Below are 13,659 nucleotides of genomic sequence, written 5' to 3' on the forward strand. Positions count from 1 at the left end.
ACTCCTTAAATTTCTATTTCTATTCTTCTAGCCTTAAATGTTTTTATCAGTATTGGCGCTATAATAATTGAAATTGCTCCAACCAGACATTGCATAGCATTTCCTGGTATTGATACCGCTGGAGATATCCAATTTCCATACATAATTCCTTCTGCCATATAATATCCACCTATCATTATAATAGTTGCTGGAATCATGCTAATAATATTTTGAATTAAATTAGCTCCTCTTTTACCATTCATATGTGCAATATATCCTATAACATATCCTATAGCAAATCTAATTATGAAAGTAAATGGTGCCCATGCTGCATATGGACTCAATATATCAAACAAAGCCATTCCAAAAGCTCCTGAAATAGCTCCTTTTTTTCTTCCAAATACTATTGCAATGGTGAAATGAGCTACATTTCCCATGTGAAACAACCCACCCTCCGATGGTCCAGGTACGAGAATAAATGCTGTTGCTACATAAACAATAGCTATAAATAATCCCATAATTGCTATATCCTTTACACCAGTTGTTTTTCTTAACACCTCATTGTTCATATCTAACCCCTCCACAATATTTAAAATTTTCTTAAAATTTATAAATACATGCGCGCATTTATGTATTATTCTTCTTACTATCTATTATATGGATAATCTCATTTTTTTCAAATGTACGGGTACAGTTTAAAAAGTAAAAAAATAGGCTTCCAAATGGTAGCCTATTTTATGTTATAATCTCAATCTTTTTTTCTCTCCCATGCCAAAGAAATCTTTCATTATGAAGATTCCATCCTCGGTTTCAATTGTTCCATTAAATACTCCGAAAGGTGCCTCATAATCACTATACATAACTCCACAATTAAACTTTAATTCATACTGATTTAAAATAGTGAACTCTACATTCACTTTACCCTTTTCGTCCTTTATATTCCATAATTTTTCATTCACATGTGTAAATTTTATATTAGGCAACTCGTATTTTTTATGATTCCATAAACAATTTTCATTATATTTCTGAGGTTGGATTACCTGGTTATCCGTTAGATTGAAGCCTATTAAATTGCCATTTTCTCCAAACCCATAACCAGTTACCCAATCATATTTCATTTTAAAAGGATAAAAACCTTTGTGATCATCAATTATCATAAAAGCATCCTCTTCATTAAAGACTATTTTTTCGTCTCCAAAAATCATTTCCCCATTCATTCTCATAATCTCTTTATGGGAATAAACACCTCTATTCATACCAAAAGGATGACATATAACATTAGGGTCAATTATATGCCTTCCTGTTATTTTAATATCTATGTCTGGCTTTGTTTTATCCCCTCTTGCAAAGCAATGAATAGTTACCTCTCCACAATCTAACTTATTAACAAACTTAATGTTTGTATTCTTTAATGTAAACTCTGTTACATTATTCATCATTCCCTTACCAATTTGCGACTTACGCTCTAAACTCTTCTCTTTATATTCATAAACCTTATCATTAAGTTTATCATAAACAATTATAATATTCATTGCCATCCACTTGACATTATATATTGATCCTAATATAAAGAATCTATCATTTCCACCTTGAAATGCTTCCCATTCTTTTAATCTTGCATAATTCAATTTACGTAGTGTCCGTATTTTAAAAGGTTTAAGACAGTCGAGCATATTTACATTCTCTATAGGGTACTTATACGTGCCAAAATTAAATGTTCCATTTTCATCTACCAATGCTCTAGTTTTATTTTCATCTACCAATGTTTTAGTTTTATTTTCTTTCAAGAAAATCACCTCTTATAAATTATATAACTTAAATATACCACATTATTTCATTTAAGGTAAACTTAAGGCAAATTTATATTTATTTTTATATATTATATCAAAATAGCAATGTTTGAATATATTGTTTTGAATTTGTTTTGAATCTGTTTCCTTCTTAAGAATGTCAGGCTGTTTAAAAAGTTCAAGGTCAAGGAACTAGGCGAACGAGCAGCAGAGTGTACGCATTTGGTACTCGAGTAGCGCAGAGAGCCTTAGTGACGCCGAGATTGAGCTTTTTAAACAGTCTGAAGGGCAAATTCAATTAAGAATTTGCCCCCTAGATTAAATATTTTATTATAAACTTTCTAGTCTTTCAATAACAGATGCATACATCTCTCTATATTTCTTTTCTTTTTCTTTTTCTTCATTTACAACTGCTTCTGGTGCCTTGCTAATAAATCTTTCATTTGAAAGCTTCTTCTCAACTCTATCGATTTCTTTTGCAAGTTTTTCTTTTTCTTTGTTCAATCTCTCAATTTCTTTCTCAACATCAACAAGATCAAGGATTGGCATGAATATCTCAGCACCTTTTGTAACTGCAGCAACTGCATTTTCTGGAGCCTCTTCCTTAGCATTTATTAAAATAACTTCGCTAGCAGATGCAAGTTTCTCAAAGTATATCTTTCCACCTTCAAATGCCTCTGCACCCTCAGTTGCAAGTATAAACAACTTAGCTTTTCTTGAGTTAGGTACGTTCATCTCAGCTCTAACATTTCTTATAGCTTTGATAGCTTCGATTACAAGTGCCATCTCCTTCTCAATCTGCTCATTCTTAAGTTCTTCACAGAATTCAGGCCAGCTAGAAATTGTGATACTCTTATCTCCAGTTTCAAGATTTAAGTATATCTCCTCAGTGATATATGGCATTACAGGGTGAAGAAGTTTAAGTCCTGTAGTTAATACAGTATATAGTACATTGTACGCAACTCCTTTTGCCTCCTCATCATCACTAAAGAATACTGGCTTAACAAGCTCAATGTACCAGTCACAGAACTCATTCCACATAAAGTCATAAACCTTCTGTGTTGCTATTCCTAATTCAAACTTCTCGATATTTTCAGTTACTTCTTTTACAACATCATTCATTCTAGATAATATCCACTTATCAGCAATTGAGTAGTTCTTGCTATCCTTGTATTTGTTCATGATTTCCTTATCAAGGTTCATCATAACAAATCTTGAAGCATTCCATATCTTATTTGCAAAGTTTCTTGCTGCTTCTACTCTCTCTTCGTAGTATCTAATATCATTTCCCGTTGAATTTCCTGTTATTAAAGAGAATCTAAGTGCATCAGCACCATACTTATCAATAACCTCTAAAGGATCTACTCCGTTATCTAGTGATTTAGACATCTTTCTTCCATCACTAGCTCTTACTATTCCGTGCATAAGTACATTTTCAAATGGTACTTCTCCCATATTATGAATTCCTGAGAATATCATTCTAGCAACCCAGAAGAATATGATATCATATCCTGTTACCAATGTACTCGTTGGATAGAAATAATCAAGATCCTCTGTTTTGTCTGGCCAACCTAAAGTTGAGAATGGCCATAGTGCTGATGAGAACCATGTATCTAGAACGTCCTTATCTTGTTCTATATTTTCACTGTTACATTTAGAACATTGAGTTGGATCTTCCATTGAAACTATTATTTCTCCACAATCCTTACAGTACCAAACTGGAATTCTGTGTCCCCACCATAGCTGTCTTGAAATACACCAATCTTGAATGTTATCCATCCAGTTGAAGTAAGTCTTTTCAAATCTCTCTGGAACAAACTTAGTCTGCTTTTCTCTTACAGCCTTTCTTGCAGGTTCCGCAAGTGTATCCATTTTAACATACCATTGTTTAGATATCATTGGTTCTACAACTGTTTTACATCTGTCATGTGTTCCTACATTGTGACTATGCTCTTTAACTTTAACAAGTAATCCTTGCTCTTCAAGATCCGCAACCATTGCCTTTCTTGCTTCATATCTATCCATTCCACTGTATCTTCCATAGCCTTCAGCAATTGTTCCATCTTGATTCAAAACTATAATTTCAGGAAGGTTATGTCTCTTACCAACCTGGAAGTCATTAGGATCATGTGCTGGAGTTATCTTAACTGCACCAGTCCCAAACTCAAGATCAACATATTCATCTGCAACTATAGGAATCTCTCTACCAACTAAAGGAAGTATAAGTGTTTTTCCTACTAGGTGACCATATCTCTCATCAGCTGGATTAACAGCAACTGCTGTATCTCCTAATAATGTCTCTGGTCTTGTTGTTGCTATCTCTAATGTTATGTCAGAATCCTTTACTGGATATTTAATGTGCCAGAAGTTACCTTCATGCTCTTCATGCTCTATCTCAGCATCTGAAATAGCAGTCATACAATTTGGACACCAGTTAGTTATTCTGTTTCCTTGGTATACAAGCCCCTCTTCATAAAGCTTAACAAAAACTTTTCTTACAGCTTTACTTAAGTTCTCATCCATTGTGAATGCTTCTCTTGTAAAGTCTGCAGAAACTCCTACCTTCTTTAACTGAGTTCTGATTCTATTTCTATATTGGTTAGACCATTCCCAAACTCTCTCAAGGAATGCATCTCTTCCCATTTCTTTTTTATCTAATCCCTCTTCTATTAAAGCTTTTTCTACTCTTACTTCAGTAGCTATACTTGCATGGTCTTCACCAGGAAGCCATAATGTACAATATCCTTGCATCCTCTTAGTTCTTATTAAGATATCTTGTAATGTATTATCAAGAGCATGCCCTAAGTGCAATTGCCCAGTGATATTTGGTGGTGGCATCATAATTGAATAAGGCTTCTTATTCTTATCTACCTTAGGAGTGAAAAACCCCTCTTCTTCCCACCATTTATACAGACGATCTTCAAATTCTTTTGGATCATAATTTTTAGCTAATTTAACTTCTTGATTCATATTTATTTCTCCTTTCCCTTTTTATTTTAAACAAATCCTTGTTTTTTATCTCAAATAATATATAAATAAAAAAGCGTTGCAGTCCCAAAAGGACGACAACGCGCGATACCACCTTAATTCCTACTCAAATAATTGAATAAGCTCTCATTAAATTAACGATATGTCTACCGATTTTACCTACACACATAAATTATGTTTCAATAAAACTGCTCCAAAGCTACCTTCAACACAATACCTCATAAAAAACCTTTCAGCTAATAAGTTTTTCTCTCTGTTTGTTTCTTGTATTTACTCCTCTTTTTCACTGCATTTAAATATTCTCTTATAATTATATAATTATAGTATAAAAATAAATAATGTCAAGAAAATCTTTATTTAATATCATTTCTTCTTTTTTAATAATACTAAACTTTTCTACAAAGTTAAAGTATTAATATTCATGCCTAATAACATGTTATTACTTTTTTCCATTTGACACAAAAGTCGAACCATGTTATATTTTGTTCTATAACAATTTAATAGTTACCTCATCTCTCGTAGGTGAGGTAGAGGCGCATTGTCTAATAGTATTTATAGTAAGGCGTATGAAAATAAATAAAAGGCAAAGATGCGACGGATATTTTGCGAAATGCGAAGAGTTGGGTTCCCCTGATAGTAGTTCTATCAAGGGTTTCCAAGGATGAAGCAGTTCGCAAAATAGACTAGCATACTGACTAATAATTTATTTGAATATGCCTATGGTCGGAAACCAGTGATCTATAAAGAAAGGAGCCAATGCCGAAGTCTTAAGCACCAAAACTTAAGGCTGGGTCTGTATCAAATAGGTACAGGACTGTCAACAAGGTACGCCCGGTATCTTGTTGGAGTGCTATCTCACAAAGGGCAAAAGGAGGGACAAGGTACGTCTATAGGATACTACACGTCTGAATTCTTTTCAGGCGTTTTTTTATTTTATAAGAAATTATAATATTAATAAGCACTCGCAAAATACGAAATTATTTCTAATATATTAATTAATTTAAATTTTTAGAGAAATGTAAGAGAACTTAGGAGGAAAATTTATGAGTTTACAAGAAAAGAACAATCCGATAATATCAATATTAAAACTAACTCCAGTAGTGGTTTTAATGTATTTAATAATGAAAACTGAAGATGCAATAATTTCAGCTGCTATAGCAACTATTTACGCTGCAATAATTGCTCTGGTAACTGAAAAACTAAATTTTAAAACACTATTAAATTCTGCAGTAGACAATGTTAAAGAAATGCAATTAGTATTTTTTATTTTAATGGCTGCTTATGCAATGGCTGCTGCATTTATGTCTACAGGAGTAGGGGCATCAATTATTAACTTATCATTAAATCTTGGTTTAACAGGAAGGACAATCGCAGTTACTGGCTTCCTTATAACATCAATTCTTTCAGTAGCAACTGGTACAAGTTGGGGAACTTTCGCTGCATGTGCTCCAATCTTTTTATGGCTAAATCATATAGTTGGTGGAGATATTGTTTTAACCACTGCTGCCATTGCTGGTGGTGCATGCTTTGGTGATAATATTGGATTAATTTCAGATACAACTGTTGTTAGTTCTGGAATACAAAAAGTAGAAGTCATTGATAGAATTAAGCATCAAGGTGTTTGGTCATTATTATGCTTGACTGTAACTGGTATCATATTTTATATTGTAAGCGTATTCAAAGGATTACCTACTATTGTTGGTAATCCGGCTGATGCAATAAATGCAATTCCACAAGATGTATGGACTATATTAGGAGAAAAAAGAGCTTCCGCAGTAGATTTATTAAATCAAGTAAAAGATGGTGTTCCATACTTTATGATAATTCCATTAGTCTTAGTATTGATACTTGCTATTAAAGGATATCAAACACTTATTTGCTTAGGAACTGGTATCATATCTTCAATGATACTTGGTATGTTCGCTGGTACAGTCTCAGATTTGAGCTCATTTATGAGTCTTGTAAGTAGCGGATTTGCTGATGCTGGTTCATGGGTAATCATAATGATGATGTGGGTAGGTGCCTTTGGTGGTATTATGGCCAAGATGAAAGCATTTGATCCACTTGCTAGACTTGTTTTAATACTTTCAAAAAATGTTAGACAACTTATGTTTTGGAATGGCTGTTTATCCATTGCGGGTAATGCTCTTTTAGCTGATGAAATGGCTCAAATCGTTACGATTGGTCCTATAACTAAAAATCTAGTTGATGAGAACGTTAGTGGTAGTGAAGAAGACATGTACAAGCTTCGTCTTAGAAATGCAACTTTCTCTGATGCCCTTGGTGTATTTGGATCTCAGTTGATTCCATGGCATGTTTATATGACATTCTATATAGGCATCGCATCTGCAGTATATCCATTATATAAATTTAATATTTGGGACATAATAACTCACAACTATATGGCTATCATTGCAGTTACTTCAATATTAATATTAACAGTTACTGGTTTAGATAGATTTATACCATTATTTAAGTTACCTTCTGAACCTGATGTAAAGCTAAAAAAATAATTTTGTAATTAATACTCTTAAACAGATAAATCATAGATTTATCTGTTTTTTTAATATAATTCAATTTAAATTGTTCTATTTTATTGAAATAACGTATTAATTACCCTTATTTTCTATAAAACTTTACAATTAGTCAGAAAATTCATTATAGTTTGACAATCATATAGAACTATGTTATATTTTGTCTTGTAATAATCAAATAATAACCTTACCTTTGAATTCTTTTCAAACGTTTTTTTGTTGTCACAAACATTTAGCAATTATCATCATAAACTTTTATTACATAGGGAGGAATATTTATGGGCGAACAAAAGCAAACAAATTTAGGGGTAGCAGTGATTAAATTCACACCAATTTTATTGTTAATGGTCTTAATAATAAAAACAGGCGACGCTGTAATATCAGCAACAATATCAACTTTGTATGCTGCTATTGTTGCTATGGTAACTGAACGATTAAGTTTTAAATCACTTCTAGATTCTGCAGTTGATAATGTTAAAGAAATGCAATTAGTATTCTTTATATTGATGGCTGCTTATGCAATGGCTGGAGCATTTATGTCAACCGGTGTTGGAGCGTCTATTATTAATGTTTCATTAAATCTTGGTTTAACTGGAAGAACTATTGCAGTAACTGCCTTTTTCATAACTTCTATTCTTTCAGTAGCAACTGGGACAAGTTGGGGGACTTTCGCTGCGTGTGCACCAGTATTCTTATGGTTAAATCACATTGTTGGTGGAGACATTGTTTTAACAACAGCTGCTATTGCGGGTGGAGCATGTTTTGGTGATAATATCGGATTAATATCTGATACAACTGTTGTTAGTTCAGGTATTCAAAAAGTAGAAGTAATACATAGAATTAAACATCAAGGGATTTGGTCATTATTATGCTTATTTGTATCAGGAATAATCTTTTATATAGTTAGTGTATTTAAAGGATTACCCACAATTTCGGGTAATGCAACTGAAGCTATTAACTCAATCCCTCAAGATGTATGGACTGTATTAGGAGAGAAAAGAGCCTCTGCAGTTGATTTATTAAATCAAGTAAAAGATGGTGTTCCATTCTTTATGATTATTCCTTTAATCATTGTTATAATCTTAGCTGTTAGAGGATATCAAACTCTTATTTGCTTAGGAACAGGTATAATTTCTTCAATGATCCTTGGTATGTTTGCTGGTACAGTATCCGATATAAGTTCTTTCTTGAATCTTGTTGGTACTGGTTTCGCTGATGCAGGTTCTTGGGTAATTATTATGATGATGTGGGTAGGCGCTTTCGGTGGAATTATGGCTAAAATGAATGCTTTTGATCCACTTTCAAAACTAGTTTTATTTTTATCAAGAAACGTAAGACAATTAATGTTCTGGAATGGTATCTTATCAATTGCTGGTAATGCACTTTTAGCTGATGAAATGGCTCAAATTGTAACAATTGGTCCTATTACTAAGAATCTAGTTGATGAAAATATTGAAGGTAGCGAAGAAGATATGTATAAATTACGTTTAAGAAATGCCACTTTCTCTGATGCCCTTGGTGTATTTGGTTCTCAGTTATTCCCACACCATGTTTATATGTTATTCTACATAGGTATAGCATCTGCTGTATATCCATTATATGAGTTTAATGTTTGGGAGATTATAACTCATAACTACATGGCTATTATTGCCGTATCTTCAATATTAATATTAACAATTACAGGCTTAGACAGATTTGTTCCATCCTTTGGATTACCATCTGAACCTGATGTAAGACTTAAAAGTAAAACAAATAAAAATGAAATAATTAAATCAATATAATAATAATAATAATAATAATAATAATAATAATAATAATAATAAGGATAGACTTATTTAAAGTCTATCCCTTTTATTTTCTCAAATAAAATTTGCCTACCTTCATTATAAAAAATTGAAATAGCTTATCATTTATATTATAATTTTCTTATCCCTTTGTGATAGAAAGAAGGTTTTTTATGAAAAAGTGGGATTACATATTAATAGTATTACTAATTGCAATCTCTTTAACACCATATTTATTTTTAAGAGCATCTAATGAATCATCTAAAAATATTTATGCTGAGGTTTCAATAAACAATGAAGTGGTAAAAAAAATAAACATTAGTGATCTGAGAAATCTTAATAAATCCTTTGAATTTGATAGCAAATATGGACATAACACACTTTTAGTAACGAATAAAGGGATATCAGTATCACATGCTGATTGTCCAGATCTTGTATGTGTTAAATCCAAGCCTATAGAAAAAGAAAATAGAGTTATAGCTTGCATACCAAATAAAATGATTGTTAAAATTGTTGTTGAAGAACAGACTACTACAGATGATGATTCAGAGCATGAAAATGACGATGATATTGATTTTATCTCTGAATAAGGTGGTGAATTTTTATGAAAACAAAGAAATTTGTATTGTTAAGTATGTTGGTAGCACAAGCAATGCTCCTTTTTATAGTGGAATCAGCTATACCTATGCCATTTCTACCTCCTGGAGCTAAATTAGGCCTTGCTAATATTATAACAGTACTTTCATTGTATATTTTTACTCCTAAAGAAACGCTATTGGTAATTTTACTTAGAGTATTTTTATCTGCTATGATATTAAGTAATCTACAGACTATGATGTATAGTTTGAGTGGGGCATTGACTAGTTTTACATTCATGCTATTGATTAAAACTTTATTAAAAGATAACGTATCACCTATAGGAGTGAGTTGTGTGGGGGCAGTATTTCATGCAATAGGTCAGCTATTTATGGCTTCACTTATGTTTGGAACGCTAGGTTTCTTTTACTATCTTCCATTACACACTGCTATAGCATTATTCACTGGTTTTTTCATAGGCTGTACTACTATGTACTTACTAAAACACTTTAAGAAACTAAGAATTATTACTGATTAAAACCGCTATTAGAAAAAATGGATAATGGAAAATGTATGATGTTTCTGCTTACGCAGAAACATCATATTATTGGTTATAAAACAATAGGGTTTTACTTGTTTCATCTTTGATAAAACATTGTGTTTGAAGTACAATATTTTATCTAAAGATAAAATGAGTAAAACCCTTTTGACCTAAAGAACAATAAAATGTAGGTTCGGACCTCATTCAGAACCATCCATCGTTCTCCACTCTCAACCTTCAACTCTCAACTATGTTTTTAGGCTTAGTTTCTTATTATTATAAACACTGCATATGCCACATAAAGAAGAGTAAATATTATCCCTTCATTTCTATTTAATATTTTTCTATAACTCATAATCAAATAAGCGATGATTGACACAACTAGTAAGTATAGCATGTCTACTATTAAATCTCCATTAATAACTATTGGTGAGATTGTAGAAGTTACGCCTAGTACTAATAGAAGATTAAATACATTTGATCCAATAATATTACCAATTGCCATGTCACTCTCACCTTTTTTAGCTGCTACTAATGAAGTAACCAATTCTGGTAGTGATGTTCCCATAGCTACAATTGTTAACCCTACAAGTGTCTCACTCATTCCTATAGATAAGGCAATTTCTCTTGAGCTTTTTACTACCCAATCTCCACCAATCACAACACCAGTAATTCCAAGAATAATCATGAGCATATGTTTTCCTATAGCCCTCTTTTTTTCTTTATCATCAATTATAATTTCTGCATCTAAAGCTACGGCTGCTTCTTCTAAAGCTTTTTTTCTAGCACTAAGTGCTCCTCCAACCAGATAAAACATAAATATAGAGAAAAAACTTATTAGAACAAGTCCATCTCCTCTTGTGAGTATGTTCATACTAGACCCAGAGAAAAACATATCTCCGCATAATACCATTACTCCAAAAGTAATCAAAATTAAAAACGGAAAATCTTTAACCAATACGGACTTTTCTACTTCTACTTTTTTTATCAATGCTGTTATACCAACAACTAAAAGAAGATTAAATATACTTGAACCAGCTATATTTCCTGTTGCAATATCTGGTGCACCTATTAAAGCTGATTTAATACTTACTGCCAATTCTGGTGCACTTGTCCCAAAGGCTACTATAGTTAATCCAATAATTATTGATGGTATCTTTAATATTTTGGCTATACTTGAAGCAGCATCAACAAGTATATCAGCGCCTTTTATTAGTAATACGAATCCTAAAACCAATACCAAATAGTCCATCAATGATTGTCCTCCTCTACAATAACAAATAAAAATAGCACTATAATATTAGTATATCTAATTAGTGCTATTTTTAGTCTAATAAAAATTTAACAAAAACAATCATAATTTCAAATGTGTTAATTCATGAAGTGCTCTTGTTGCCATTACATATTGCGCTTTTGGAGTATCTGATTCTTCAGTAATCATCATTACTGCATCAAATTCAAGTCCTTTACCATAGCAAACAGGAATTATTATATTTCCTTTAGTTAAATATACTTCTTCACTATCTATTAGTTTAACCTCAATATCCTTTGAAAGCATATTTTTTACTTCTTTGGAAAGTGATATACTATTACAAATAACGGCAGTTGTTTCATAACCTCTTTTCTTGCATTTTTCAAAAAATTCTTCAATCTTGTGAGCAAGGTTTTCTACTTTTACTTGTTCCTCTATTTGAACCTTTTCACCACTTCTTACTAAAGGTACTATATCACTATTTGCCACTAAACCATTAGCATACTCCATTATTTCTTTTGTTGATCTATAACTCTTATTAAGCTTAAATTTAAGAATACCATTATCTAGTATTTTCTCAAAATTATTTAGAACATTTTCTTTATCCATTGGCAACATGCTCTGATTACAATCTCCAACAATTGTAAAATTATTGCATTTAGTATATTCTTTGATTACCTCTAGTTGTAAATTACTCCAATCTTGAGCTTCATCAATAACTATATGTTTTATTTCTCCATGATATTTTATTCCGTTTAGTTTCAACTCCAAATATAAAATTGGTGCTAAATCTTGATGATTTAAATCTTTATCATTATTAATTTGATTATAATATTTTAAAACATTTTCTCCTTTTAAATATGCAAGTTCATCCTTAGCTTTCATTACATCTCTAATAAGCTTTTCAATTTTCATTCTTCTATTAAGAGCAATATTATTTTCTTGAATATTTCTTTCGCTATCAGATAATTTATCTAATTCTTTCTTATATTCTCTTTCTATCTCATAAAATATCTCATTTCTAATTGAAGTTATTTTGTTGAATAAGATCCTTCTTATTTTCCTGCTTCTTCTGTAAAGAGGCATTGATTTATAGTATTCTATGAACATCTCATTTATTTCTTCTTTTGAAACTACTATTTTATCTCTAAATATAATATCCTCAGTGGCTAATAAATTATTTTCAAGTTGCTTCATCATATTATCTAATTCACACTTGAACTCTTCACTATTTTTCTTCTTATAATCATTAATAAATTCCTCATCATTATTAAATATTCTATTCAAGAATAAATCATATGAGTTTACCTTTTCCAGATTTAAAGCTTTTCTTACAAATTCATGGAATGTATCCTGTGGAACTCCTGTTTCACCTAACTCCGGCAAAACATTGGAAATATAATCCATAAATATCATATTCGGACCAAAAATTAAAACTTTATCTTCTAATTGTTTTCTGAAATTATATAATATATATGCAATTCTATGAAGAGCGATAGTTGTTTTTCCAGAACCAGCCACTCCATCCACAATACTACTATTATTATATGGTAGTCTTATAATCTCATCCTGTTCTTCCTGAATACTCATAATTATATCTTTAAGCTTTTCTGAAGTATTACTACAAAGAATTTCCTGAAGAATTTCATCTTTAACATCTCTTTCACTAGTAAAAAGCCCTTTAAGGTCTCCACCCTTTATAACATATTGATTTCTCTTTAGAATATCTGCCTCAATCTTCCCATGTGGTGCTTCAAATGAACTTCTTCCAGTTTTCCCTTTATAAAATAAACTTGCAATTGGTGCTCTCCAATCTACAACAACGGGTTCGTACTCATCTTCAAGTGTCAATCCAAATCTTCCAATGTAAATTTTCTCAGGGGCATATTTATCTTCCTTAAACTCAATACTTCCAAAATAAGGGTTCACTTTTAATTTTGTTAATTCTATGAGCTTTCTATCAAAACTCTTGTAAGCTTCTTCTTTAATAAATCTTTCATGGTCAAAGTACTCAATTATTTTGTCTTCATCATCTTTATACTCTTCAATAGCTTTTTTTCTATATTCAAGAAGATAATCTGCAAACTGTTTTCTCTTATCTACATACTTGAGAATCTCATTTTTAATAGTTTGTATTACCTCTTCAACATGTTTTTCTTCTAATTCAAATTCAACCAGTTTCATAATATCACTATTTTTTATATTTTTCACTAAA

9 protein-coding genes, 1 riboswitch and 1 other annotated feature are annotated in these 13,659 nt (G+C 31.4%); of the genes, 4 read left to right on the forward strand and 5 right to left on the reverse strand.

Annotated elements, in window-relative coordinates:
• Positions 1 to 5 precede the first annotated feature (5 nt).
• The 3 genes from KDK92_RS01410 to KDK92_RS01420 all read right to left on the reverse strand — a co-directional run bounded on the left by KDK92_RS01410 (position 6) and on the right by KDK92_RS01420 (position 4,739).
• On the reverse strand, positions 6 to 548 hold the full coding sequence (locus KDK92_RS01410) for an ECF transporter S component (protein ID WP_250857252.1): 543 nt from the start codon (positions 546 to 548) through the stop codon (positions 6 to 8).
• Positions 549 to 719: 171 nt separating this feature from the next.
• Complete coding sequence (locus KDK92_RS01415) at positions 720 to 1,766, reverse strand: DUF2804 family protein (RefSeq protein WP_250857253.1); 1,047 nt, start codon at positions 1,764 to 1,766, stop codon at positions 720 to 722.
• 333 nt (positions 1,767 to 2,099) lie between these two features.
• Positions 2,100 to 4,739 carry a valine--tRNA ligase gene (locus tag KDK92_RS01420; RefSeq protein WP_250857254.1) on the reverse strand — a complete coding sequence of 880 codons (2,640 nt, stop codon included), beginning with the start codon at positions 4,737 to 4,739 and terminating at the stop codon, positions 2,100 to 2,102.
• An 85-nt stretch (positions 4,740 to 4,824) separates the two neighbouring features.
• Positions 4,825 to 5,053 (reverse strand) — a binding site (T-box leader).
• 375 nt (positions 5,054 to 5,428) lie between these two features.
• A riboswitch (Lysine riboswitch) is annotated at positions 5,429 to 5,618 on the forward strand.
• A gap of 182 nt (positions 5,619 to 5,800) precedes the next feature.
• Here KDK92_RS01420 and KDK92_RS01425 point away from each other — a divergent pair.
• From KDK92_RS01425 to KDK92_RS01440, 4 genes are all read left to right on the forward strand, one after another.
• Positions 5,801 to 7,270 (forward strand): Na+/H+ antiporter NhaC family protein, encoded by a 1,470-nt coding sequence (locus KDK92_RS01425; RefSeq protein ID WP_250857255.1) that lies wholly within the window; start codon positions 5,801 to 5,803, stop codon positions 7,268 to 7,270.
• Positions 7,271 to 7,569: 299 nt separating this feature from the next.
• Entirely contained in the window at positions 7,570 to 9,072 is a 1,503-nt protein-coding gene (locus KDK92_RS01430) for a Na+/H+ antiporter NhaC family protein (RefSeq protein WP_250857256.1), read from the forward strand.
• Positions 9,073 to 9,248: 176 nt separating this feature from the next.
• Positions 9,249 to 9,665: a NusG domain II-containing protein gene (locus KDK92_RS01435; RefSeq protein WP_250857257.1), complete on the forward strand. Its 417-nt coding sequence runs from the start codon at positions 9,249 to 9,251 to the stop codon at positions 9,663 to 9,665.
• 14 nt (positions 9,666 to 9,679) lie between these two features.
• Entirely contained in the window at positions 9,680 to 10,189 is a 510-nt protein-coding gene (locus KDK92_RS01440) for a Gx transporter family protein (protein WP_250857258.1), read from the forward strand.
• A 265-nt stretch (positions 10,190 to 10,454) separates the two neighbouring features.
• Here the strand turns inward: KDK92_RS01440 and KDK92_RS01445 are convergent, their stop codons facing one another.
• A complete protein-coding gene (locus tag KDK92_RS01445; RefSeq protein ID WP_250857259.1) occupies positions 10,455 to 11,444 on the reverse strand; it encodes a calcium/sodium antiporter in 990 nt (329 codons plus the stop codon).
• Between the two features lie 102 nt (positions 11,445 to 11,546).
• On the reverse strand, positions 11,547 to 13,655 hold the full coding sequence (locus KDK92_RS01450; RefSeq protein WP_250857260.1) for a HelD family protein: 2,109 nt from the start codon (positions 13,653 to 13,655) through the stop codon (positions 11,547 to 11,549).
• Between the last annotated feature and the right edge of the window lie 4 nt (positions 13,656 to 13,659).

Origin of the sequence: Oceanirhabdus seepicola, assembly GCF_023684385.1 — a bacterium.
GTDB classification, from domain to species: domain Bacteria; phylum Bacillota; class Clostridia; order Clostridiales; family Clostridiaceae; genus Oceanirhabdus; species Oceanirhabdus seepicola.